Here is a 23,032-nt window from a genome sequence, read left to right on the forward strand (position 1 = left end):
GCTACACGCCGCCAGTGATCGGCATCGTCGCCTCCCGCGCGGACCGCGCCTCGACCCACGTCGCCGAGCGCCTGCTGGATCGCGCCGACTGGACCGAGCGGACGGACGACGCCCGCGCCGACGCCGACGGCGGGGGGACCTACCACACGCTCGACCGCGCGGGCGAGCGGCTCGAACTGCGGTCGTTCGACGGCCTCCACATCCGCCTCGACGACCCGACGCCGGCCTTCTCGGAGCGCCCCGACTACCTCGTGTTCGTCTCGCGCCACTCCGGCGACACCGGCCCCCTCCTGACGTGCCACTTCACGGGCAACTTCGGCGACGCCGAGTACGGCGGCGACCCCCGGTCGTTCGCGCCCGCCTGTCCGGGCGTCCAGCGCGCCCTCGTCGCCGGCTTCGACGAACACGCGCCCGAGGGGTACGACGTGGCCATCGAGGGCACCCACCACGGCCCGACCGAACTGGCCGTGCCGGGCGTGTTCGCCGAGCTCGGCAGCGACGACGAGCAGTGGGACGACCCCGCCGGCGCCGAGGCGGTCGCGCGTGCGGTGCTGGACCTCCCCGCCCGGGGCGCGCGCGTCGCCGTCGGCGACCCGGCCCGCCCGCGCCACCTCGTCGGCTTCGGCGGCGGCCACTACGCCCCCCGCTTCGAGCGGGTGATCCGCGAGACCGCGTGGGGCGTCGGCCACGTCGCATCCGACTGGCAACTGGAGGAACTCGGCCACCCCGGGGAGCACGGCGACGTGCTCGACGCCGCGATCCGCGCCAGCGACGCCGACTACGCGCTCGTGGAGGGGGAGTACCCCGTGCTCCGGGAGGCGCTGGCCGACCGGGACGTCCGGGTCGTGAGCGAGACGTGGGTCCGCGCGGTCGGCGACCGCCCGCTGGACCTGGTCGCGGCGCTGGAGGCCGACCTGCGTCCGGTCGACGAGGGCCTCCGGTTCGGCGAGCGCGCGGCGGGGGGCGACCGCGAGGGCGACGCCCGGGGGGCCGCCGTCGGAGGCGACACCGGCGTCGCCGGGTCGGGCGGATACCGGATCGTCGACCTCCCGAGCGACCTGCTGGCGGAGGCGCAGGGGGTCGACGCCGACGCCGCGCGCGCGGCCGTCGAGCGCCACGCCGTCGCCTTCGAGACCGAGCAGGCCGGGTCGCGGGCGGCGGGCCGGGTCGCGCTGCCGGTCGACCCCGCTCCCGACGCGGCGGCGGACGGGGACGTGCCCGCCGCCGGCGACGAGGCCGGCGCCGACGGCGCGGCGGCCCCCTACCACGCGCTGGTCGCGGACCTGGCGGCGGTGCTGCGGGGGAAGTACGACGAGGTCGAGGTCGGGACGGACGCGGTGGTGGCGCGGGTGGAGTCGTTCGACCCGTCGCTGGCGGCCACGCTCGGCGTCCCCGAGGGGCCGAAGTTCGGCGCGCTCTCGGCCGGCGAGGCCGTCGAGGTGGACGGCGAGACGATCCGGCCGGAGACCGTCTCCAGCGAGCGCGAGGAGCGGTTCGAGGTCTGACCGTCGCCGCGGCGGTCGGTCGGGTGGCGACTCCGTCCCGTCCGACCCGGACCGGAACCCGCGTAGCCCTCGTGTAGAGCGTCTGACGGGCGCAAGACGCGAGGGGAAGGATAATAACTCTCCGTCGGCAACGGCCCCTCATACCTATGGACTCCATCGTTGAGGACGCGATCAACGAGGCCGAGGACGAGGCGGGGGACCCCGGAGACAACGGCGCTCCGGGGGACGCCGCCCCCGTCGAGGCCGAGGGCGGGTCGGGCGACGCCGGGGACGACTCCCCGCGGTCGGGGAAGATGACCGACGAGGAACTCCAGGACGTCCTGAAGGACCTCCAGACCAACATCACCGTCGTCGGTTGCGGGGGCGCCGGCGGCAACACCGTCAACCGGATGCACGAGGAGGGCATCCACGGCGCGACGCTCGTGGCGGCCAACACCGACGTGCAGCACCTCGTCAACATCGAGGCGGACACGAAGATCCTGATGGGCCAGGAGAAGACCCAGGGCCGCGGCGCCGGGTCGCTCCCGCAGGTCGGCGAGGAGGCGGCCATCGAGTCCCAAAGCGAGATCCGCGAGTCGCTGGAGGGGTCGGACATGGTGTTCGTCACCGCCGGCCTCGGCGGCGGCACCGGCACCGGCTCGGCGCCCGTCGTCGCGAAGGCGGCCCGCGAGATCGGCGCGCTCACCATCGCCATCGTCACGACCCCCTTCACCGCCGAGGGCGAGGTGCGCCGCACGAACGCCGAGGCCGGCCTCGAACGCCTCCGCGACGTGGCCGACACCGTGATCGTCGTCCCCAACGACCGCCTGCTCGACGCCGTCGGGAAGCTCCCGGTCCGGCAGGCGTTCAAGATCTCCGACGAGGTTCTGATGCGCAGCGTCAAGGGCATCACCGAGCTGATCACCAAGCCCGGCCTCGTCAACCTCGACTTCGCCGACGTCCGCACCGTGATGGAGAAGGGCGGCGTCGCGATGATCGGCTTGGGCGAGTCCGACTCGGACACGAAGGCCCAGGAGTCCGTCCAGTCGGCCCTCCGCTCGCCGCTGCTCGACGTGGACATCTCCGGCGCCAACTCCGCGCTGGTGAACGTCACCGGCGGATCGGACATGTCCATCGAGGAGGCAGAGGGCGTCGTCGAGGAGATCTACGACCGGATCGACCCCGACGCGCGCATCATCTGGGGCACCTCCATCGACGAGGAACTGGAGGGGCAGATGCGCACGATGATCGTCGTCACCGGCGTCGACTCCCCGCAGATCTACGGCCGCAACGAGGCGGCCCAGGCCGCCGCCGGCGACCGCCTCGAGGACATCGACTACGTCGAATAACGGGCCCGCTTCCGTCTCCGACCCGCGGTCGCCGCCCCGCGGCCGACCCGGCCCGGTCCCCCGCACGGAGTCCATCTCCCCTCCGATCGGCATCCGTCAGTAGCGGCCACGCCGCCCGCGACGGGCGGACCCGAGCCACGCCGCCGTCGCGTGACGACGCAGCCGCCCCTCCCGACCCGCCCCGGCGCGTGTCCGGCGCGTGTCGGCCGCACGGCCCCGGAGCAACAGATATAGAAGGTGCGACGGAGTACGACCGATCGATATGGACGTCAAGTACGACCTGACAAGCTACGTCAGGGTGCTCAAGCTGGCGAGCACGCCCTCCTGGGAGGAGTTCTCCCAGATCTCCAAGATCGCCGGCGCGGGCATCTTCCTCGTCGGGTTCCTCGGCTTCGTCATCTTCGCTATCATGACGGTGTTCACCGGGGGGATCTGACCCGTGCCGATCTACTCGGTGAAGACGACGGCCAGCCAGGAGCGCACCGTCGCCGACATGATCGCGAGCAAGGAGATGGCGGAGATCCACGCCGTGCTCGCGCCCGACCAGCTCACCAGCTACGTGATGGTCGAGGCGGACGACGACGCGATCATCCGCCGCGTCCTGGAGGAGGTGCCCCACGCCCGCGGGCTCGTCGAGGGCCCCGGCGGCGAGGCCGGCCAGTCGTCGATGTCGGAGGTCGAGCACTTCCTCTCGCCGACCCCCGACGTGGAGGGGATCGCCGAGGGCGACATCGTCGAGCTCATCGCCGGCCCGTTCAAGGGCGAGAAGGCGCAGGTGCAGCGCATCGACGAGGGCAAGGACCAGGTGACGGTGGAACTGTACGAGGCGACCGTCCCCATCCCGGTGACGGTACGAGGCGACCAGATCCGCGTGCTGGATAGCGACGAACGGTAGTTCGTCGTACCATGCGAGCGGGCCTCCGGCCCGCGAGCAGCCTCCGACGAGCGCTGACGCGCTCGCCCGCGTCGTCCGATCTCTCTTCCTCTCGACGCATCGGACTCTCGACGTGCCCCCCGGAGCTGCGGCTCCGCTGTGATCTCACGTCGTCCCGCCGTCCGTCCGCCGTCTCACACCGTGCCGTCGATCCGTTCGACGACGCTGTCGAGGTCGGCGGTCTCCTCGATCTCCGCCTTGATCGACTCGCGCTCGCGGACGTCGTCGGAGTCGGCGTCGTAGGCCCGCACGAACTCCGCGCGGGTGTGCTCGTCGAAGGCGTGGCGGATGGCGAAGTAGCCGTCGGGCACGACGGTGCCGCACACCCGGCACTGGTGGCGCTCGTGTGCGGTCGTCTGGTGGACGATGGCGTCCTCGACGGCGTCGAACGCCGCGTCGCACCCCTCGAGCCCGCAGGCCCACCGTGGCATGTCCGGACCCACAGGAGGATCCCGCATAAGCGTTCCCGTGGGGCGATCCCGCCCCCGAAACGGAATCCATAACCCGGATCCGGGCCACCTCCGCGTGTGACCGCAGGACGGACCCGGGTGGACCCGCACGTGAAGGTGCTCGACGAGCGCGTCGTCGAGCGCGCCCGCGAGTCCGGCGTCGACACGCTCGTGTACGCGCCGCACTTCACACGCCTGCCCGAGATCCGCGAGCGCGCCGAGCGGTTCTCGACCGACGAGGTGACGGTGGTGCCGGCGCGGGAGGTGTTCACCGGCGACTGGGGGAACCGCCGCCACCTGCTCGCGGTCGGCCTCTCGGAGCCGGTCCCGGACTTCATCACCTTCGAGGCGGCGCTGGCGGAGTTCGAGCGTCAGGGCGCCGCCGTGCTCGTCCCCCACCCCGAGTTCATGAACGTGAGCCTGACCCGCGCGGAGGTCGGGGCGTACCGCGACCGCATCGACGCCGTCGAGACGTACAACGCGAAGCTGTTCGACCGGCAGAACGACCGCGGCGCCCGCGTCGCCGAGGCGTTCGACCTCCCGACGTTCGGGTCGTCGTACGCGCACCTCCACGGCACCGTCGGGGCCGCCTGGACGGAGTTCGATGGCGACGTGACCGGCGAGGAGGCACTCGTGCGGGCGCTGAAGGAACGTACCCCGCGATCGGTGGTGAAGCGCGACGACCCGGCCACCCGGCTGCGGCGGCTGGTCGAGTTCGCCCACCTCGGCTACGAGAACTCCTGGGGGAAGCTCGACCGGCTGTTCCTCTCGGGGATGGAGGCGACCCACCCGCGACACATCGCATACGACGGCCGGTTCGACGACGTTGCGGTGTACTGACCTCAGACCGGCAGCCCGGCCAGGACCGTCGCGACCGCGTCCCGGGGGGTCCCGGTGGCGAGGTCTACGAGGAAGACCTGCACCAGCGCGAGCGCCGCGAGCTCCGCGAGCGTGATGACGACGGTGAGCGTGTCAGCCCACCGGCTGGAGGTGGTGACGCCGATCGGAAGGCCGTACTCGGTGTCGAGCAGCGGGTAGAACAGCGCGATGCCGCGCTTGCTCCCGAGCACGTCCAGCAGGTAGTGGGTGGCGACTCCGATCCAGACGTACTGGAGGTTTCCGAAGTAGATCGGGTACGCGAGGACGACCGCCAGCACCGGGAGGTTGTGCAGCGTCTTGCGGTGTCTGCCGAAGGCGGTGTCCACGTCGGGGAACAGCGCGCCGAGCACGAGCGGCACGAACAGCTCGGCCATCGTCACGAACGTCTCCACGTCGCCGGACGGCCGGAGGATGTACGCTAACCCGATCGCCAGGAGGATCGCGTTCAGCACGTGGCCCTTCTTGTTCACGCCCGTCCCTGTTCGCGGGAGGGACCAAACCGTTTCGGCATCGGGCGGACGGGCACGGACGGCCGTACGCCGGGCTACTCCCGCCGTTCGGCCGCCTCAAGCAAGTCCGTCAGGGCCCGGCGGGCGATCTGCTCTTTGATCTCCGTTCGCGTTCCGCCGAACTCGTAGCGCTCGACGGTCGCGCCGCTCCCGCCGCTCCCCCACTCGCCCGCGTACGCGACGCCGACGTACACGGTTCCGACGGGCTTCTCGTCGGTGCCGCCGTCCGGCCCCGCGATGCCGGTCGTCGAGACGCCCCAGTCCGTGCCGGCGGTGTCGCGGACCCCGCGGGCCATCGCGCGCGCGACCGGCTCGGAGACCGCTCCCTCGGCGTCCAGGCACTCGCGGGGAACCGCGAGTTCGGTCAGTTTCGCGTCGTAGCTGTAGGTGACGACCGACCGGTCGAAGTAGTCGCTGGACCCGGGCACGTCCGTGAGAAGCGACCCGATCAGCCCGCCGGTGCACGACTCGGCGACCGCGACCGTCGCGCCGGCGTCGCGGAGCGCCTCGCCGACGCGCGCCTCGACCGGGGGATCGGAAGCGAACTCGCGCATACGTGTCCGTCGGCGGCCGCCGGCTTAACACCGGGGGAGTGAAGGGGAGACGGCCCGCAGTACCGCAGAGAAGCCGTGCACTACGAGCGCCCGCAGTTCTTTCACGTGATGCAGTACGCCGCGTCCGCCGACCGCGACGTGGTGGACATGGTGTCGGGCAACCCCGACTGGGAGCCGCCCGCCGCGCTGCGGGACGGCCTCCGCGAGTACGCCGACGCCGACCCGGACGAGTTCCAGTACCCCCCGAGCGAGGGACTGGTCGACCTCCGCGAGGAGATCGCCGCCCGCCGTTCCGTCGCCCCCGACCGGATCGTCGTCACCAACGGCACCGGCGAGGCGAACTACCTCGCGATGGCGGCCGCGCTGGACCGGAACGCCGGCTCGGAGGTGCTCCTCACCGATCCCGTCTACCCGTACTATCCCGGGAAGGTCGAACTGCTCGACGCGGAGGCGACGCTCGTGCCCGCCGAGCGCGACGGCTCGCTGGATCCGGCGCGCTTCCGCGAGGCGGCCGGCGAGGAGACGGGCCTGATCGTCGTGAACACGCCGAACAACCCCACCGGCGCGGTGTACTCCCGCGAGACGATGCGCGAGCTGGCCGCGCTCGCCGAGGAGGTGGACGCGACGCTCGTCGCCGACGAGGTGTACGACCACTTCGACTTCACCGGCGCGTTCGAGTCGGCGCTGACGCTCGATTCCGACCGGGTGGCCGTCACCAGCGGCTACTCGAAGTCGATGGCGATCACGGGGTTCAGGGTGGGGTACGCGGTGCTCCCCGAGCGCCTCGTCGACGCCGCGAAGACCCGACACATGCTCGTGAACGTCGCCACCTCCCGCCCGCCGCAGGTCGCGGTGTTGCGCGCGCTCCGGGAGACCGACCCGGACTACTACGCCGACGTGCGGGCGATGCTCCGCGGGCGGGTCGAGACGTTCACCGACGCGCTCGACGCCGCGGGCGCCGAGTACACCACCCCGGACGGCGCCTTCTACGTCCTCGCGCGCTTCGACGGCTTCCCGGGAACCATGGCGAACGCCAAGCGCCTGATCGACGAGGCCGGCGTCGCGGGCATGCCCGGCGAGACCTTCGGCTCGGCGCGCGAGGAGTGGCTCCGCTTCGCGCTCGTGACGCCCCGCGTCGAGGAGGCGGCGACGCGGCTGACGGACTACTTCGCGTAGCCGACGGCCGGCGTGGCGGGCGACGGCGGCCGCTCGCTCGATGCTCGGCCCCGGGCGCTCCGGCGGCACGCGAGGGGCGACGCGGACTGGTGGTCGAGAGGGGGGAACGACCCGAGACGTCCGGCGGTGTTGGCCCCGGCATCGTATTTCAACTCTCGCATCCAGACGCCGCCCGAGCGACGGATAGACAAGCGTCCCGGACCCACCGCCGGTAATGAGCGACATCGACGTGGAGGCCGTCGACGAGATCGACGACGAGGGCGACGAGGGAGAACCGGACGCCGACGTGCCGGAGTCGGAGCCCTCCCGGATGGGCGCCGAGATCGACATGAGCGACGCGGCGGGCCTCGTCGATCCGGACGCCCCCGAATACGTCCTCTACGGCGGCAAGGGCGGCGTCGGGAAGACGACCTGCGCGGCCGCGACGGCGCTGGCGAGCGCGAGCGACGGCGTTTCCACGCTCGTCGTCTCGACGGACCCCGCCCACTCGCTGTCGGACACGCTCGACACCGAGATCCCCGCGCACCCCTCCCGGATCCGCGACGACGTCCCGCTGTACGCCGCCGAGATCGACCCCGACGCCGCGATGGAGGAGGGCGTCTTCGGCGCCGGGATGGCCGGAGCCGGGGACGTCGACGGCGAGGGCGACGAGGCGGGAGCGGCCGGCGGCGCGGGCGGCCCGGGCGCCGCGGGCGAGAACCCCCTCGGCGGCCTCGGCGGGATGGGCGAGGCGATGGGCGACTCGCCGCTGGGGGGGATGCTCGGCGGGACGATGCCCGGCGCCGACGAGGCGGCGGCGATGCGCCAGCTGCTCGAACACCTCGACGACCCCCGCTTCGACCGCGTGATCGTCGACACCGCGCCGACGGGCCACACCCTCCGGCTGCTGCAGCTTCCGGAGATGCTGGACTCGATGGTCGGCCGGATCATGAAGCTGCGCCAGCAGTTCTCCGGGATGATGGAGGGGATGAAGGGCATGTTCGGAATGGGCGAGGACGGCGCCGCCGGGGAGCCCGACCTGGACGAACTGAAGGAACGCATCACCCGCCTGCGCGAGACGCTGCAGGACCCCGCGCGGACGGACTTCCGGGTCGTGATGGTGCCCGAGGAGATGAGCGTCGTCGAGTCCGAGCGGCTAGTGTCGCGTCTCGACGAGTTCTCCATCCCGGTGAACACGCTCGTCGTCAACCGCGTGATGGAGGACCCGCGGGAGGTGGCGGAGTTCGGGCCGGACGTGGACCCCTCGTGGGTCGTCACGCCGAACTTGGAGGACTGCGAGTTCTGTCAGCGCCGCTGGGAGGTCCAGCAGAACGCGCTCGCGGAGGCGACCGACCTCTACCGCGGCCGCGACGTGAAGCGGGTGCCGCTCCTCGCCGACGAGGTGCGTGGGGAAGCCGCGTTGCGGGTCGTCGCCGCCTGCCTCGCGTGAATTAGCTCCCGCCGCCGGCGCCGCCGTCGTCGGTTCCGTCGTCACCGTCCCCGCCGACCCCGTCGCCCTCGGCCAGTTCCTCCGCCAGATCGAGCGCCGCGGCGACGTGGCGGTCGGCCGCCTCGTCCTCGGTGTCGCCGGCCTCCCGGAGCAGCCGGAGGACGTGGCCGGCGCGCTCGCGGACGGTGTCGGGGTCGGCAGGTCGCTCGGCCAGGTCGCGGGCGACGGCCTCCGCCTCCCCGAGGTGGGCGCTCGCGGCGCGTGCGACGGGACGCTCGGCCGTCGCGGCGAGGTGCTCGTGGAGGGCGTCGAGGCGGTCCTCGGTGTTCGAGCCCGGGCCGCCGCCGTCGTCCCGGCCGCCGTCGTCGCTCACGGTCAGGAGAGCCGCGAGGCGAACGACCACAGGGAGTCGACGATCCGGGTCGGAACGAGACGGCCGACCTCGGCTACGGTCGCGAGCGGGCCGACGGGGTACCGCGCGGGCGGCTTGGTCGAACTGGCGGCGTCGACGACGTCCTCGGCGACGCGCTCGGGGGAGACGGCGGCGAACCCGCCGCCGCCGACGGCGTCGTAGTCCTCGATCAGGCCGTAGAACGACTCGTAGGCGCCCGAGCGTTCGAGCCCGTCGACCTCGTCCTCGACGCGGTCGTCGAAGCTCGTCTCGACGGGACCGGGTTCGACCAGCGAGACGCCGATGCCGTACTCGCGGACCTCGTTGCGGAGGGCGTCGCTCATCGCCTCCAGCGCGTGCTTCGACCCGCAGTAGACGCCGCCGCCGGGGAAGGAGACGCGTCCCGCGGCCGAGGAGACGTTCACGATGGCGCCGTCCTCGCGGCGGCGCATCGCTGGCAGCACCTCCCGGATCAGGCGGTGCGGGCCGTACACGTTCACCTCGAACTGGTCGCGGACGGCGTCGGTCGGCACGTCCTCGACGGGGCCCATCTGGCCGTAGCCCGCGTTGTTGACGAGCGCGTCGATCCGGCCCTCCTCGTCGAGCATCCGGCCGACGACGCGCTCGATGTCGTCCTCGTCGGTCACGTCGAGCGTGGCGATCCGGCAGCCGTCGCGCTCCCCCAGGGTCTCGACGTCGGCGGGGTTGCGCGCCGTCGCGTACACCGTCCACTCCTCCTCGAGGAACGCCTCGGCGCTCGCCCGGCCGATCCCGGACGAGCACCCCGTGATGAGCACGGTTCTCGTCATGGACCGTCCGTCGGCGGCCCGGAAGTTAACTCCCGCCGTCTCGCCGTCGGCGGATCGGTCGGCTTCGCCGGCGCCCGGGGGTCGCCGTCCACCCGAGTCGCTATGGGTCCTCTCCTTCCCCCTCGCTCTCCCCGTCCCCCGCGGCGACGACCTCGCGTTTCGCCTCGTCGGCGTACGCGTCCGCGAGGCGGGTCGGCTCGGGAAGCTTGTACCCGCACCCGAGGGCGGCCACCAGTTCCACGGCGGTCTCGGCGCTCACGCGGTGGCCGGGGCTCACGTACAGCGGGTTGATCGTCGGCGAGGAGTCGTACTGGCGCGACTGGTAGGCGTGGCCGATGACGGTCCCCGCGGGCGCCTCGACGTCGTCGTCGGCCAGGATCGGCGTCCGCCAGCCCGCCGGGCGGCCGTCCACGTCCTCGGCCGGCGCCCCGCACAGGAGGCTCTTTGCGACGCCGACGGCGGGCACGTCGAACAGGACGCCGACGTGGGTGGCGATGCCCGCCTGCCGGAAGTGGATCCGGCCGCTCCCGTCGAGGACGTACAGGTCCGGCTCCGAGTCGAGCGTCGCCAGCGCGTCCACGATGGGGCCGCCCTCGCGGAACGCGAGCAGACCCGGAACGTAGGGGATCGAGAGGTCCGTCACGGCGTACGTCCGTTCGATCACCTCGTCGCCGCGGGACACGACGACCGCCGACACGGCGCGGTCGTCGAGGAACGCCTGGTCGACGCCGGCGACCAGCGGCGGGTCGCCGGTCGGGGCCCGTCCCCCCGGGTCGCCGTCGGCGTCGCGGTCGGGCGCCCGGGCGTCGCCGCCGAAGTCGTCGAGCGCGGGAGCCTCGGCGTCGCTGTCGCCGTCCAGGCTCGCCGGGTCGAACGGCAGGTCGTCGGAGAAGCGGGCGGCGTCGGCGATGTCGCGCTGGAGCGCCTCCATCCCCTCGCGGTCGAGCGCGGGGTCGGGCAGGAACTCCGGACGGACGGGGTCGGGCATCGGGTCAGAACCGCCGGCGGCCGCCGCCGAGGCCCCCGCCGCCGCTGCCGATCTGGTTCGGGACGCTCCGGCGGCCGTCGGCGACGTTCGCGTAGAGGACGCCGAGCACGAGCCCCGAGAGGTGCGCGGCGTGGGCGATGCCGCCGGCGCCGCCGAGGACCGACCCGCTGGAGACGACCCCGAACAGCGAGAAGCCGGCGTACAGGAGCGTGATCGTCCGGATCTTCAGCGGGATCGGCGGGATGAGCAGCATCACCTTCAGGTTCGGGTTCACGATCGAGAGGAAGCCCATCACGGCCATGATCGCCCCCGAGGCGCCGAGGACGCCGCCGGCCGGGGGTGCCCCCAGCAGCATCCCCACCACGATCTGCGAGAGGCCGGCGACGGCGCCCGTCACGAGGAACATCCAGGTGAAGCGCTTCGAGCCGAGGTACCGCTCCACGAGCGGGCCGAAGAAGTAGAGCGCGATGGAGTTGCCCGCGATGTGGAAGAACACCGTCGGCGAGTGCGAGAAGATGGACGTGACGACCGTCCAGACGTACCCCTGGCGCAGGGCGCTCTCGCTGAGCACGAAGATGTCACGCCACGGCCCGCCCGTGAGGATCACCGCCCACTGGGCGGCGAAGGTGACCCACATCAGCGCGAGGAACACGTACGTCATGTTCCCGCGGAACGCCGCCAGGAGGCCGCCGGTGCCCGTCTCGCGGTCGATCCGCGACTTCACGCGGGCGCCGACGCCGCCGGAACCGGTGCCCCCCTCGACGGAGTCGTCGAAGCCGGAGTCGAACACCCCGCCCGGGTCGTCCCACTCGCCCAGTCCCGGGCAGTCGTGGTTCTCCGGGAGCCGGTGTTCCGCACAGAAGGACTGACCGCACCGCCGACACTGGTACGGGAGGTTCTCGTACTCGCCGCACTCCGAGCACTTCGCCATTACCCGCCCTTACCGTGGCCGCGTTAAATGCCTGCCCCTCGTGAGTGCGCGGGCGCACGAGCGACCCCGCCGGAGGGGCGACGGGGCACCGCGGGAGGCGGGGCCCGGCGGCGCCGCTCGCTCGCGGTCGCCCGCTACTCGTCGTCGGACCCGTCGCGGTCGGCCTCGCCGGCGCTGTCGGACTCGGTCGCCTCCCCGTCGTCCGCTCGCGGGGCGTTCGTCGGGACGACGGTCGGGTGGTCGATGCCGACGGCGGGTCGTTTCGCGGCCATGCTCGGACGATACTTGCCGGCGCTCCCACTAAAGATTACTCATACGCATAACGCATCCCCCGCGCCAGGGCCATGTCCACGGCTAATCGGGCGTGCGGAACCGGCCGAGAACCGGAGCGTCGAACCGCGTTACGCGAAGTGCTCGTCGTAGAGGTCCTGTGCGTGCTCGATGGCGTCCATCGCGGCCCGTTTGTCCTCCCAGCCCAGCGTCTCGACCTCCTTGCCCTCCTCGAGGTTCTTGTAGGTCTCGAAGAACTCGTCGATCTCGTCGAGCCGCTGCTGCGGGATGTCCTCCAGGTCCTCGATGTGGTCGAAGCGGGGGTCCTCCGTGGGGACGGCGATGACCTTGTCGTCCTGCTCGCCGTCGTCGTCCATCTTCATCAGCGCGACCGGTCGGGCCTCGATGACGCAGCCCGGGAACGTCGCGTCCTCGACGAGCACGAGCACGTCGAATGGGTCCTCGTCGTCGTAGTACGACTGCGGGATGAAGCCGTAGTCCGAGGGGTAGTGGACGTTCGAGTGCAGGACGCGGTCGAGCATCACGCCGGGGATGTCCTTGTCGTACTCGTACTTGTTGCGCTCGCCCTTCAGACACTCCACGACGGCGTAGATCTCCTCGGGCGGATTCGGGCCCGTCTCGAGGTCTTCCCAGAGGTTCGTCATGCGCCCGACGGTTCCGCCAACGCGAGCAAAGGCCTTTCGGCACGCGACGAGGCTCCCGGGCGGACGCGACCTCCGTGAGCCGTGGTTCTTCCCGAGGGATTCTCCGGAGATGATGCAACAGCCCTAGACCGAATATTGTAGGGAGAGACTTTTTACACTCCACCGTCCTACGCGTGCCAACACAGGAGGGTACGCTGGGGGCGGGAATTCGAGTATCGTCCGTTTAGACCCGTCTCCGTGACTATTTCGGACGAATCGGTAATCTGCTTGGCAACAATTAAATACACCCGTGACCTCTCACCCAGTGACCATGTCAGAGGCACAGACCGAGACGGAACTGGTCAGTATCGCGCGGGACCTCACCGCGTTCCAACAGAATATTCTCGTCATCCTCTCCGAGGAGGCGATGTACGGGCTCGCGATCAAGCGGGAGCTCGAGAGCTACTACGACGCCGAGGTGAACCACGGCCGCCTGTACCCCAACCTCGACGACCTCGTCGAACTCGGGCTGGTCGAGAAGAGCGAGCTCGACAAGCGGACGAACCAGTACGAGCTCACCGAAAAGGGCCGCAAGGCCGTCCTCGACCGGCTGGACTGGGTCGTCGGCAAGTACGTGACCGACGAGGACCGCGCCGCCGACGTCCGCGGGCTCGTCGACGACGCGCTCGACGCGTAGACCGACCGAACACACACGGCGGGACGTCGCCGCCCGGACGGCTCACAGGGGAGTCCGCCCGTCCGCGGCCTCGAAGACGTACCGCACCGACGCCATCACGGCGTCGCGCTGTTCTTCCGACGGCCAGGCGTTGCGCGGGAAGTACTCCTCGAGGAACTCCCGTACCTCGTCGGCGCTCGCCGAGTCCATCGGCCGCGCGTAGTGGTTCCCCATGAAGTCCGCGAACGCCCGCGCGTTCGCGGCGTGGGGCTCGCCGTGCTCCTCGGCGACCGCCTCGACCAGCGCCGCGTTGTGCTCCTCGACGGCCGCCCAGTCGTCGGGGTCGCCGGCGCCCGACAGCGACACCTCGACCGCGCGGTCGGTGTCCTCGATCCGGTCGACCCGGACGGTGCCGTCCTCCAGCCACTCGTCGGGGTGGAGCACGAGCGTGTCGTCGTCCTCGCGGACCCGCGCGGTGAAGCCGTGCTCGTCCAGTCGGTCGGCCCGGTCCGCGCGGTAGGCGTCGGCCTCCGCGTCGTCGACGGCCTCTCGTGCGAGCCGGGTGAGCCGCTCGGCGGCCTCGACCGTGGACCGCGGAAGCTCCCCGTCCCACTCGTCCGTCGCTTCCCCCGTCCGGTCCGGTTCCTCGGCAGTCATGCCTCGAACGCCTCGTTGGCCAGTTCGTTGGCGCGCTCGTTTATCTCTCTCGGGACGTGCTCGATGCTCCAGCGGTCGAACCGCTCCAGCAGCTCCCGCGCCCGGACCCGCTGCTCGCGGAGGTCGGGGTCGTTGGCGTCCCACTCGCCGCGCACCTGCTTCACGATCAGCTGCGAGTCGCCGCGGACGTCCACCTCGTCGAGGCCGTAGTCGACGGCGGCCTCCAGCGCCCGGATCAGCGCGGCGTACTCCGCCCTGTTGTTCGTGGTGTCGGGGATCCGCTCGCCGCCCTCCGAGACGATGCCGTCGCCGGTGACGACGGCCCACCCGATGGCCGCCGGTCCGGGGTTGCCCCGCGAGGCGCCGTCGAAGTAGACGTGTCCCCGTCCCCCGCCGTCGCGCACGAGCGCGGCGAGGCGTTCCGGGTCCTCCCCCTGGACGACCACCTTGTCGTCGTACGCGACCGCGACGGCGCCGTCCCGCTCGGCGCGCCAGCGCTCGTGGTCCGTGTTGCCCGCGACCGTCCCGACGCCCGCCGCCTCGATCCGCTCGCGGGCCGCCTCGGGGTCGCAGTCGATGACCGGCATACCGATCCCTCGCCGGCCGCCGGGCGAAAGGGTTGTCATCGGGACGAACGCTTAACTGTCCCGCGAGGGACAGATTACCAGTACGATGTCAGGCCCCACCCGTCAGCGGGACGAGCGCGAGCGACGGCAGTGGACCGGCGACGCGCGCGCCGGGGAGTCCGAGACGACCGGCGCGGACGAGCGAACCGGGGAGGGCGACGAGGACGAGCTCGATATCGACGACCTCGACGAGGAGGACTTGGTCCGCACGGCCGACGGCGAGCTGATGCACGAGCCGACGGGGCTCATCGTCGAGGAGGACCACGTCGACCGCGGCCCGGAGTGGCGGGCGTTCAATCACTCCGAGCGCCAGGAGAAGTCCAGGGTCGGCGCCCCGGTGACCGAGACGATGCACGACAAGGGGCTGACGACCACCATCGACTGGAAGGACAAGGACGCCTACGGCCGGTCGATCAGCTCGGAGAAGCGGTCGCAGATGCACCGCCTGCGCAAGTGGCAAGAGCGCATCAGGACCAAGGACGCCGGCGAGCGCAACCTCCAGTTCGCCCTCTCGGAGATCGACCGCATGGCGAGCGCCCTCGGCGTCCCCCGCTCGGTACGGGAGGTCGCCTCCGTCATCTACCGCCGCGCGCTCGACGAGGACCTCATCCGGGGGCGCTCCATCGAGGGCGTCGCCACCGCGACGCTGTATGCGGCCTGTCGAAAGGAGGGCATCCCCCGATCGCTGGAGGAGATATCCGAGGTCTCCCGGGTGGAGCGCAAGGAGATCGGCCGGACGTACCGCTACGTCTCCCAGGAACTGGGCCTGGAGATGAAGCCAGTCGACCCGAAGAAGTACGTCCCGCGCTTCGCCTCCGAACTGGAACTCAGCGAGGAGGTCAAATCGAAGGCCAACGAGATCATCGAGACGACCGCCGAGCAGGGGCTGCTGTCGGGGAAGTCGCCGACGGGCTTTGCGGCCGCCGCCATCTACGCCGCCTCCCTGCTGTGCAACGAGAAGAAGACCCAGCGCGAGGTCGCCGACGTCGCCCAGGTTACCGAGGTCACCATCCGCAACCGCTACCAGGAGCAGATCGAGGCGATGGGCATCCACGGGTAGGCCGCTCGAGAACTCACTCGGCTTACGAGCGGTCGGTTATGCACCGTCATGCGATTTCCTCCGCGTCTGCTCTTCGGTAGGCTTACCTCAAACGCTGGGGGACTCATACTGTCGGACGTACCTTCGTGAAGATATTCGCCACCTCGGGGTGGCGACATTCTTGAACTGCTTACGTCCGACAGTAGCAGGGCGCATATGTTCCGATTCCCTGGGATCCTTTCTGGTGTTATGCCGCGATGGGGACGATCTCGATCTCCCCATTTTCGGTCAGATCGATCGACAGTGCAGTATCGGGGTCTCGGGACCCGATATCCCACTCGTACGTACTTTTCTTCCCCTCCGACGAGACGGTGACGAGGTACGTACCGGATCTCGGGAACGTGTAATCGATACCGATCCTCACGTCGGGTTCGAGTCGTACGTCCATCCCGAACAACCTCGTCCCGTTAGACTCATATTTCAATGATACGGATACGTTCGTTGCGGTATCCGCTGGCCCGGAGAGTTCGAGTTCCGCAGGGAGGTTCGCCCGACGCTGCGAGGTCGTGCGTGACATGGTCGATGTTGCATCTGATGTCGAGGGGACCGATGTCCCGGTACTATTTGCCGTCGATACGGCATTCGTATCGGTTTTCGTAACGTTCGGTTGGTTCGAGGCCTGGTCTCCGATCCCCGCGCATCCGGTTATGAGAACTATCGCTATGAGGAATATACTGCTGATTGGTTGGCGCATACACCAATGTGTGACGACTAATGTATGTGCCTTGTGGCAGCCTCCAACATCAGTAATAAAGTAAATTCCGGACTGGAGCATAAAATTCTCTCTCTCTGATCGTATTTTATTAATATCTGTAAGAATTTACTAGAAGCATTTTTGTACTCATAGTGAAATTAACTGATGGAGATGTCGAAAAAAGACCACTCCCCTTCGTTAAGTCGTCGACGGGTATTGTCAGCAGTTGGAGCCGCGGGAGTTTCTCTCGGGGCGGCACAACCAGTCGCAGCCAGCTCAATATCCAGTTCAGTGACCAATAGTCATACGGAGAGCTACGGCGGACTCTCACTCGGTCAGACGTTCGTTCTGAACGATTTCGTGTACACTCGAAGTGTGGATACGTTCAGTACGAGACACAACAAGTTGTCGCAGTACCTCTTCGCTAATCTCTCGTACGATCGCGCGTCAGACGCAGTTCGGCCTCCAATTGATTCAATCGTCGCCATCGTGGGAGACAAGCTGTATAGAGCCTCCAAATTCGTTGATGGGGTCCGGCTCGCAGCCATTGCGTCCGCTCCAATGGCTGATCTCGCGAGAGAGTATCAGCAGGAACCACTAAAAGTACCGAGTGATGCTGTACGACTCCCTCCAGATTATATTAGTCCAGTATTCTCGGTAGGATTCGCGGTGCCGTTACAGATTTCCGCCACAGATCTGAAACTCGGCTTTACGAAGCCGGGAACGGATCAGGTTGTATTCGCTTGGGAACTACCCTCTAAAGCACAATCGCGACTCGCGGTCTCGCCTAATATCTCCGTCACGAAATTCAGTCTTCCTAAGACTGCCGTCTTTGGAGAATCATTTATGGCTGAAATTGAGGTAGAGAACACAGGCGACAGGAGCGGGACTTTCGTGAGTATCGTCGGTGCTAAAAACGATCCTCACAAAGATGTTATCAAATTCGAGGTACCGACAAATGAAGTCGTAACTGAGAAAGTAAAAATGAGATACCCGAGTCCGACGCTCTTCGGCTATGGAGAGCCGGATACGACCGTTACATACGAACTTACGCGCGGAACGGAAGTCGTGTCGACGGCCTCTGTGGAGGTAATCCAATGACATACGACATCACGATCTACACATCTCAGGATCTATCCAGCCACTGCTGGTACTACTATGATGACGAACAGAAGGCAGCCAAAGTTGTGCGTGCGCATCTAGACAACTCGCTCAGTCATCAGAATCTCGATCACAACATTACGCTGAGCGACGATTACAGCTTCGATGTAAACGACAGCTGGTCAGGCAGTGAATTTCTCGATGAGTTTGACACTTGGAAGGAGGGACATACAGACGAATCAACCGACGCGAATCTAATCCTCTCGAAGGACAAGCCGTCTGGCGCATATTCTGGCCTCGGCGAGGTAGAAACGTCGTCCACCGACGGGGCAGCCGATGCCTGTTATAAAAAACAAGGAGACGAGATCGCCGAACATAGCCTCGGAGTGGATCGATACGGTGATAGAGGTGATCCCACTGAAGGTGCTATTCGTGGAGCGATTCATGAAGTCGGCCACAACATTGGTATCAATCACGACGACGGACTCAGGTACGACGAGTCAGGAACGACATACGCCACACCTATGGGTTGTGACGCAGGTTCAAGCAACGCATGTTCTGTAACTTGCTCTTCGAATTCGACCGACAAATGGGATCATTACTGGGGAGAATGTGAAGCGGGCAGTACTATCGACGAACCAGACAGTCTGAAGTAATACTGTCAGACGTACCTTCGTGAAGAGATTCGCCACCCCGAGGTGGCGAAATTCTTGAAGCGCTTGCGTCAGACAATATAACTCATACCTGGCCTATTTCACTAATTGAAGATTCGTCCGTAGACGTTTTTCCGCGTATCCTCTCCCGACCTGCGTGCCACGCACGGGTAACGTTCATACGGCCGTGTCGGCTACGCTACCCCGTGAAGCTGGACGACTACGTCGAGTTCGAGGAGAACGAGCGCGCCGAGCGCCGGCGCCTCGCGCGCGAGAAGTCCTACGAGCTGATGGACCACCTCGAGTCGTTCCAGCACCGCTTCGAGGAGGCGACCGGCGGCGACTCCGTGTTCGGTTCCGTCTCCCCGTCCATCTTCGTCGGCTCCTCGAACTACCCGGACCTGTCGACGGGCCTGCTGTCGCCCGTGGGCCACGAGCGCGAGGCCGAGAAGTTCGAGACCAGCGGCGCGTGGTACGAGGAGGGCGTCTCCATCTCGGACGTGTTCGAGCGGCGCACCTCCCTCCTCAACTCGACGCAGGGCGTCGACGCCAGGAACGTCAGCGACGCGTGGGACGGCTTCCTCGGCGTCCAGCGCGAGGTCGCCATCGCGGACCGTCCGGTCGACGTGGAGGTGTTCCTCGACGACGGGCCGGACCTCGACTTCGACGTGACCGCCGACGACGTGGCGACGCCGACGGGGCCGCGCGCCCGCGCGGCCGACGCGGACCTGGCGGAGAACCCCCACGTCCCGCGCCCGGTGAAGAAGACGCTGGAGGACGACGACTGGCGCGCCGAGGGCGCGATGACGTACCTCTACCGGCGGGGCTTCGACGTGTACGACATCAACACCGTCCTCTCGGCGGGCGCGCTGGGCCGGGACGACCAGCGACGCCTCGTGCCGACGCGGTGGTCCATCACCGCCGTCGACGACACCGTCGGGAAGTACCTCCGCGGGACGATCCGCGACCGTCGGAGCGTCGACACCGTGCAGGTGTGGCGCAACGAGTACCTCGGCAACGCCTTCTGGGTGATCCTCGCGCCCGGCGACTGGGAGTTCGAGCTGGTCGAGATCAAGTCGCCGGGGAGCATCTGGCACCCCGACCCCGAGGGCGACACGTACCTCTCGGCCGCCCACGAGAACCGCGAGGGCCGAACGGGGTACGTCGACGAGACGGCGGGCGCGTACTACGCCTCGCGGTTCGGCGTGCTCGAACACCTCTCCGAGCGCGGGCGGCAGGCGAAGGTACTCGTCCTCCGGCACGTCTCCGACGACTACTGGGGTCCCGTCGGCGTCTGGCAGGTGCGCGAGAGCGTCCGCAACGCCTTCGAGGGCGAGCACGGCGAGGCCGAGACGTTCGAGGCGGCCGTCAGGGAGGTCGCGGAGCACCTCCCGGTGTCGCTGGCGCGCCTGCGCAAGAAGTCGACGATGGTCGCCGGCCTCCAGTCGAGCCTCGCGGACTGGACGACGTAGCCGGGACCCGTCTACTCGCTCCGGCCGGTCGGCTCCGTGGGCGGAGCGGTCTCCGTGCCGCTCGGTCGCACACCTAGTGGCGAGCGAAGCGAGGCCGACCGCAGGGAGGCCTCGGAACGCGAACGGCGAACGGAGTGAGCCGTGAGCGAAGCGAGCGTCCCGCACCCCCGCCAGAGGTATGTGGTCGGGTACCGACGCCCCGATATGGCCCTCCCGATCGGACAGATCCCCGGCGGACCGGAACTGCTGATCGTCCTCCTCGTGCTCCTGCTCCTGTTCGGCGGCTCGGCGGTCGCGGTGATCGCGATCCTCGGGGGAGTGAAGCTCCTCCGCGGCGACGACCGCGAGGACGACCGCCTCGCTGCGGTCGAACGCGAACTGGAGGAGACCCGCGCGGAGCTTCGAGAGCTCCGCGAGGAGACGGGAGTCGCCGGGAGCGGTACCGCCGACGGCGACACCGACGGCGGCTCTGCAGGCCGCTCCGCGGACGACGCCGTTGGCGGCTCCGCGGGCGAGGCGGGCCATGACGACGCGAACTGACGCGGACGCGAGCGACGCCCCCGACTACGAGGAGTCGAGGTCGTCGTAGGCGGCGTCGACCATCTCGCCGGTCTCCTCGACGATCGCGTCCATCTCCTCCTCGTCGGTGTCGATCCCCAGCAGTCGGGCGATGCGCATGATGGAGACGTGATACACCGTCTGGACGCCGGGCTCCTCCTCCCAGATCACGACGTTGCAGGCGAACAGCGCGCCGATGCGGCCGTCGGTCGCGTCGAGCGCGCGGTCGGCCATCCGGGGGTTGCACGCGCCGAGCACGTAGTAGGGATCGCGGCCGGCGTCGACCTTCTCGTTGAGCAGGTCCGACGGCGAGAACTCGACGGGGACGCCGAAGCCGTGGTCGGTGAAGGTCTCCCGGACGTGTTCGACCGCGTCCTCGTGGTCCATCTCCAGCGTCGCGCGCTTCTCGCCGTAGTCGTCGCCCCGAACCGCGGCGGGGTCGATGGGGAGGTTCATACGCTCCGCTTCGTCGGGACCCGTAGAAAGCCTGGCGGGGCCTCGCTCACGGCCGCCGACGGGCGGCAGCCGACCGGGGACGCCGGATCGCGGGCGCTACTCGGCGGTCCGCACGGGACCGCGTCCGATCACGTCCTCGACCTCGTCGACGAACGTCTGCCGCCGGTCGAAGTAGGTGGTGTCGACCTCGCTCAGCACGTCCGCGAGGTCGCGCGGCCCGTCCGGCGTCCGGATCGTCGCGTCGCCCTCCTTGTCGAGCACCTTCGACTTCTCCTGGGGCCACGTGAGCCGCGAGGCGACGCGCGCCAGCGGCGCGCCCTCGACCGCGGGGCCGTCGCCGAGTTCGACGGCGGGCTCCTCCTCCTCGGATTCCTCGTCGTCAGCCATGTCCCAGGGTTCGCCCAGGGTCGGCCTAATCCTTTCGGAGCGGCGCTATCCGGTCGACGGCGGCGTCGGCCGACGGCGGTCGATCCGTCGCTCACGTCGATCCCGTCCCCGCCGCCGTCCCCCGTGTGGGTGCGCGTCATGCCGGCGTCTGACGCATCGTTTTAAGTGATGCTGTTATAACACGGTGTATGAGCAGTCTCGCCGAGGTGTACGAGGGCCGGGTCGGCGAGTACGCCAGTCTCAGGCGCCTGTACCTCGGGATCGGCTCGTTCTCGCTCGGGGCGTTCCTCGTCGTCGCCGCCATCGTCGTCGCGGCGACCGACGTCACGGCGGTCGCGCTCGGCTGGAACCTCGCGCAGGCGCGGGAGGCGGCCGGCATCCTCGCCGGGCTCGGCACCCCCGCGACGTTCCTCGGCGTGCTCGCGATCATGCCGACGAGCCCCCGGACGAAGGCGGCGGCCGTCATCGGCGCCGGCGTCGCGGTGCTCGGGGTCGCGCTGTTCGCGCACGCGTACCCCTGCCACTGGTCCGGCGCGCGGTGCGTCGGGGAGTACTCCGACCTGACGCTCCCGACGGCCGGCGTCTACTTCCTCGGGGCGTTCACGACGTTCTGGTGCCTGTTCACCGGCGTCGCGAACTTCAAGGCGCGGAACAACCCCGGCGGCACCGTCTCGCTGGAGGTCACCCGCGGCGGCGAGACGAAGGTGATCGAGGTGCCGAAGTCGACCGCCGAGGAGATACGCGGCGCGAAGGGCGAGACGGCGACCGTCGGCGGCGTCGGCCTTCTCGGGAACACCCCGGACGGGAGCGTCGAGACGCAGACGAACCGGCCCGAGGTCGAACGGAAGCGACAGCGGGAACGGACGCGGTCCGCCGCCGGCGACTCGGGGAGCCGCTCGCGGCCCGCGACGGACGCCGGCCCCGGGACGGTGAGCGACGGCGGCGCCTCCTCCGCGGACATCACGCCGCTGGCCGACGACGCCGGCGGCGGCGCCGACACTCGGTCCCCCCGTTCGACGACGACGGGTTCGTCGGCGGGCGGACCGTCCGGCCCCGCGGCCGCCGCCGACGGGCCCTCCGAGCGGGCGGACTCGCCGGGCGACTCCTACTGCGGCTCCTGCGGCCACTTCCAGTACGTCCGCACGGACCAGGGGATGCAGCCGTACTGCGGCCTCCACGACGACCTCATGGACGACATGGAGGCGTGCGACGACTGGAGCCCCCGCTGATTCGGTTCCCGCCGCCGTTCTCGGAACTCGGCTTCGACGCGGATCCGTTCCCCGGCCGTCGGTCGGTCGTCCCGTCGCGGCTCACAGAGACGCGAGCGTCTCGCGCACGTCCTCCCAGTGGCTCCCCTTCCAGAAGCGTCGCCCGCAGTCGCGGCACCGCCACAGCGTCCCCGTCTCGGGCGCGTAGTCGGGTCGGTCGGCGTCCGGGTCGACCGCCTCCAGCGGCCCGTTGCACGCGCCGCATCGGGCGGGCGCCTCCGCGAGCCTGAGCCGGACGCCGGCCTCGCGGAGTTCGCGCAGTTGGTCGACCACGTCCCGCTCCGTCAGGAGGAGCGCGCCCGGGGTCGCCGCCGCCAGGTCGCGATCACGGGTGAGTACTCGTCGCCCCTCGGCCGCCGCGAGGCGCCGGACCGCCTCGTCGTCCTCGACGCCCCTGTCGAGCGCGTACGCGGCGTCGTAGCCGCACATCCGGAGGTAGCTCGCGAGGCCGCCGAGCATGGCGTCGAGCAGGAGCGGGTCGCGTTCGGGGACGACGACGGGCTCGCCGCCGTCGCTGTCGCCGTCGCCGTCGCCGTCGCGAGCGCCGCCGTCGTCGCCGTCGGTATCGGCGCCGTCGCGGGCTCCCATC

General features: G+C 69.4%; 29 protein-coding genes. 14 read left to right on the top strand and 15 right to left on the bottom strand.

The features are described 5' to 3' along the window. The first annotated feature begins 14 nt into the window (after positions 1-14). The 4 genes from ACQUQ1_RS07185 (at position 15) to ACQUQ1_RS07200 (ending at position 3,728) form a co-directional block, all read left to right on the top strand. The gene (locus ACQUQ1_RS07185) at positions 15-1,505 is read left to right on the top strand and encodes a D-aminoacyl-tRNA deacylase (protein WP_435063589.1); all 1,491 of its coding nucleotides are present in this window, start codon (positions 15-17) and stop codon (positions 1,503-1,505) included. Between the two features lie 146 nt (positions 1,506-1,651). After that, positions 1,652-2,833 carry a cell division protein FtsZ gene (gene ftsZ, locus ACQUQ1_RS07190; RefSeq protein ID WP_435063590.1) on the top strand — a complete coding sequence of 394 codons (1,182 nt, stop codon included), beginning with the start codon at positions 1,652-1,654 and terminating at the stop codon, positions 2,831-2,833. Between the two features lie 262 nt (positions 2,834-3,095). Continuing rightward, complete coding sequence (locus tag ACQUQ1_RS07195) at positions 3,096-3,269, top strand: protein translocase SEC61 complex subunit gamma (RefSeq protein ID WP_277554288.1); 174 nt, start codon at positions 3,096-3,098, stop codon at positions 3,267-3,269. Between the two features lie 3 nt (positions 3,270-3,272). Continuing rightward, positions 3,273-3,728, top strand: coding sequence for a transcription elongation factor Spt5 (locus tag ACQUQ1_RS07200; RefSeq protein ID WP_435063591.1), 456 nt, complete (start codon positions 3,273-3,275; stop codon positions 3,726-3,728). Positions 3,729-3,901: 173 nt separating this feature from the next. On the opposite strand, the gene ACQUQ1_RS07205 is transcribed toward ACQUQ1_RS07200, so the two are convergent. Next, positions 3,902-4,198, bottom strand: coding sequence for a DUF7565 family protein (locus tag ACQUQ1_RS07205; RefSeq protein WP_435063592.1), 297 nt, complete (start codon positions 4,196-4,198; stop codon positions 3,902-3,904). Positions 4,199-4,294: 96 nt separating this feature from the next. Between ACQUQ1_RS07205 and ACQUQ1_RS07210 the strand changes: the two genes are divergently transcribed. Next, complete coding sequence (locus tag ACQUQ1_RS07210; RefSeq protein WP_435063593.1) at positions 4,295-5,056, top strand: PHP-associated domain-containing protein; 762 nt, start codon at positions 4,295-4,297, stop codon at positions 5,054-5,056. A 2-nt stretch (positions 5,057-5,058) separates the two neighbouring features. Here the strand turns inward: ACQUQ1_RS07210 and ACQUQ1_RS07215 are convergent, their stop codons facing one another. Both ACQUQ1_RS07215 and ACQUQ1_RS07220 read right to left on the bottom strand, forming a co-directional pair. Then, positions 5,059-5,565 carry a metal-dependent hydrolase gene (locus tag ACQUQ1_RS07215; protein WP_435063594.1) on the bottom strand — a complete coding sequence of 169 codons (507 nt, stop codon included), beginning with the start codon at positions 5,563-5,565 and terminating at the stop codon, positions 5,059-5,061. A gap of 74 nt (positions 5,566-5,639) precedes the next feature. Then, positions 5,640-6,158, bottom strand: a complete 519-nt coding sequence (locus ACQUQ1_RS07220; RefSeq protein ID WP_435063595.1) for a CinA family protein — start codon at positions 6,156-6,158, stop codon at positions 5,640-5,642. Between the two features lie 75 nt (positions 6,159-6,233). On the opposite strand from ACQUQ1_RS07220, the gene ACQUQ1_RS07225 reads away from it, so the two are divergent. Both ACQUQ1_RS07225 and ACQUQ1_RS07230 read left to right on the top strand, forming a co-directional pair. Next, positions 6,234-7,334, top strand: a complete 1,101-nt coding sequence (locus ACQUQ1_RS07225; RefSeq protein WP_435063596.1) for a pyridoxal phosphate-dependent aminotransferase — start codon at positions 6,234-6,236, stop codon at positions 7,332-7,334. A gap of 214 nt (positions 7,335-7,548) precedes the next feature. After that, a complete protein-coding gene (locus ACQUQ1_RS07230) occupies positions 7,549-8,763 on the top strand; it encodes an ArsA family ATPase (protein ID WP_435063597.1) in 1,215 nt (404 codons plus the stop codon). Position 8,764: 1 nt separating this feature from the next. On the opposite strand, the gene ACQUQ1_RS07235 is transcribed toward ACQUQ1_RS07230, so the two are convergent. The 6 genes from ACQUQ1_RS07235 to ACQUQ1_RS07260 all read right to left on the bottom strand — a co-directional run bounded on the left by ACQUQ1_RS07235 (position 8,765) and on the right by ACQUQ1_RS07260 (position 12,817). Continuing rightward, positions 8,765-9,166, bottom strand: a complete 402-nt coding sequence (locus ACQUQ1_RS07235; RefSeq protein WP_435063598.1) for a hypothetical protein — start codon at positions 9,164-9,166, stop codon at positions 8,765-8,767. After that, the gene (locus tag ACQUQ1_RS07240) at positions 9,139-9,963 is read right to left on the bottom strand and encodes an SDR family oxidoreductase (RefSeq protein WP_435063599.1); all 825 of its coding nucleotides are present in this window, start codon (positions 9,961-9,963) and stop codon (positions 9,139-9,141) included. Before ACQUQ1_RS07240 ends, ACQUQ1_RS07235 begins: the two co-directional genes overlap by 28 nt. Before the next feature lie 100 nt (positions 9,964-10,063). Next, positions 10,064-10,951: an endonuclease V gene (locus tag ACQUQ1_RS07245; protein WP_435063600.1), complete on the bottom strand. Its 888-nt coding sequence runs from the start codon at positions 10,949-10,951 to the stop codon at positions 10,064-10,066. A gap of 4 nt (positions 10,952-10,955) precedes the next feature. Then, positions 10,956-11,882: a rhomboid family intramembrane serine protease gene (locus ACQUQ1_RS07250; protein WP_435063601.1), complete on the bottom strand. Its 927-nt coding sequence runs from the start codon at positions 11,880-11,882 to the stop codon at positions 10,956-10,958. 134 nt (positions 11,883-12,016) lie between these two features. Beyond that, a complete protein-coding gene (locus ACQUQ1_RS07255) occupies positions 12,017-12,154 on the bottom strand; it encodes a hypothetical protein (protein ID WP_435063602.1) in 138 nt (45 codons plus the stop codon). 129 nt (positions 12,155-12,283) lie between these two features. Further along, positions 12,284-12,817: an inorganic diphosphatase gene (locus ACQUQ1_RS07260; protein WP_435063603.1), complete on the bottom strand. Its 534-nt coding sequence runs from the start codon at positions 12,815-12,817 to the stop codon at positions 12,284-12,286. Positions 12,818-13,127: 310 nt separating this feature from the next. Here ACQUQ1_RS07260 and ACQUQ1_RS07265 point away from each other — a divergent pair, with 310 nt between their 5' ends. Next, positions 13,128-13,493: a PadR family transcriptional regulator gene (locus tag ACQUQ1_RS07265; protein WP_435063604.1), complete on the top strand. Its 366-nt coding sequence runs from the start codon at positions 13,128-13,130 to the stop codon at positions 13,491-13,493. Positions 13,494-13,535: 42 nt separating this feature from the next. On the opposite strand, the gene ACQUQ1_RS07270 is transcribed toward ACQUQ1_RS07265, so the two are convergent. Together ACQUQ1_RS07270 and rnhA are read right to left on the bottom strand one after the other, a co-directional pair. Continuing rightward, on the bottom strand, positions 13,536-14,129 hold the full coding sequence (locus ACQUQ1_RS07270) for a DUF7108 family protein (protein WP_435063605.1): 594 nt from the start codon (positions 14,127-14,129) through the stop codon (positions 13,536-13,538). After that, positions 14,126-14,716: a ribonuclease HI gene (gene rnhA, locus ACQUQ1_RS07275; protein ID WP_435063606.1), complete on the bottom strand. Its 591-nt coding sequence runs from the start codon at positions 14,714-14,716 to the stop codon at positions 14,126-14,128. Before rnhA ends, ACQUQ1_RS07270 begins: the two co-directional genes overlap by 4 nt. An 85-nt stretch (positions 14,717-14,801) precedes the next feature. Between rnhA and ACQUQ1_RS07280 the strand changes: the two genes are divergently transcribed. Beyond that, positions 14,802-15,815, top strand: a complete 1,014-nt coding sequence (locus ACQUQ1_RS07280; RefSeq protein WP_435063607.1) for a transcription initiation factor IIB — start codon at positions 14,802-14,804, stop codon at positions 15,813-15,815. Between the two features lie 226 nt (positions 15,816-16,041). Here the strand turns inward: ACQUQ1_RS07280 and ACQUQ1_RS07285 are convergent, their stop codons facing one another. Further along, entirely contained in the window at positions 16,042-16,548 is a 507-nt protein-coding gene (locus tag ACQUQ1_RS07285; RefSeq protein ID WP_435063608.1) for a hypothetical protein, read from the bottom strand. A gap of 489 nt (positions 16,549-17,037) precedes the next feature. Here ACQUQ1_RS07285 and ACQUQ1_RS07290 point away from each other — a divergent pair, with 489 nt between their 5' ends. The 4 genes from ACQUQ1_RS07290 (at position 17,038) to ACQUQ1_RS07305 (ending at position 20,314) form a co-directional block, all read left to right on the top strand. Next, a complete protein-coding gene (locus ACQUQ1_RS07290) occupies positions 17,038-17,649 on the top strand; it encodes a hypothetical protein (RefSeq protein ID WP_435063609.1) in 612 nt (203 codons plus the stop codon). Then, complete coding sequence (locus ACQUQ1_RS07295; RefSeq protein WP_435063610.1) at positions 17,646-18,305, top strand: M12 family metallo-peptidase; 660 nt, start codon at positions 17,646-17,648, stop codon at positions 18,303-18,305. Before ACQUQ1_RS07290 ends, ACQUQ1_RS07295 begins: the two co-directional genes overlap by 4 nt. Positions 18,306-18,508: 203 nt before the next feature. After that, positions 18,509-19,774, top strand: coding sequence for a DNA repair protein NreA (gene nreA, locus ACQUQ1_RS07300; RefSeq protein ID WP_435063611.1), 1,266 nt, complete (start codon positions 18,509-18,511; stop codon positions 19,772-19,774). Between the two features lie 204 nt (positions 19,775-19,978). Next, entirely contained in the window at positions 19,979-20,314 is a 336-nt protein-coding gene (locus ACQUQ1_RS07305) for a hypothetical protein (RefSeq protein ID WP_435063612.1), read from the top strand. Positions 20,315-20,338: 24 nt separating this feature from the next. On the opposite strand, the gene ACQUQ1_RS07310 is transcribed toward ACQUQ1_RS07305, so the two are convergent. Both ACQUQ1_RS07310 and ACQUQ1_RS07315 read right to left on the bottom strand, forming a co-directional pair. Continuing rightward, positions 20,339-20,788: a DUF302 domain-containing protein gene (locus ACQUQ1_RS07310; protein ID WP_435063613.1), complete on the bottom strand. Its 450-nt coding sequence runs from the start codon at positions 20,786-20,788 to the stop codon at positions 20,339-20,341. A gap of 96 nt (positions 20,789-20,884) precedes the next feature. Then, positions 20,885-21,175 carry a DUF5789 family protein gene (locus tag ACQUQ1_RS07315; RefSeq protein ID WP_435063614.1) on the bottom strand — a complete coding sequence of 97 codons (291 nt, stop codon included), beginning with the start codon at positions 21,173-21,175 and terminating at the stop codon, positions 20,885-20,887. Between the two features lie 188 nt (positions 21,176-21,363). Between ACQUQ1_RS07315 and ACQUQ1_RS07320 the strand changes: the two genes are divergently transcribed. Further along, complete coding sequence (locus ACQUQ1_RS07320; protein ID WP_435063615.1) at positions 21,364-22,404, top strand: DUF7139 domain-containing protein; 1,041 nt, start codon at positions 21,364-21,366, stop codon at positions 22,402-22,404. Positions 22,405-22,485: 81 nt separating this feature from the next. Here ACQUQ1_RS07320 and ACQUQ1_RS07325 read toward each other — a convergent pair whose 3' ends face one another. Then, on the bottom strand, positions 22,486-23,031 hold the full coding sequence (locus tag ACQUQ1_RS07325) for a Mut7-C RNAse domain-containing protein (RefSeq protein ID WP_435063616.1): 546 nt from the start codon (positions 23,029-23,031) through the stop codon (positions 22,486-22,488). Position 23,032: the final 1 nt, after the last annotated feature.

The sequence above is a fragment of the Halobaculum sp. EA56 genome (assembly GCF_051195075.1).
In the GTDB taxonomy this organism is placed as follows: Archaea; Halobacteriota; Halobacteria; order Halobacteriales; family Haloferacaceae; genus Halobaculum.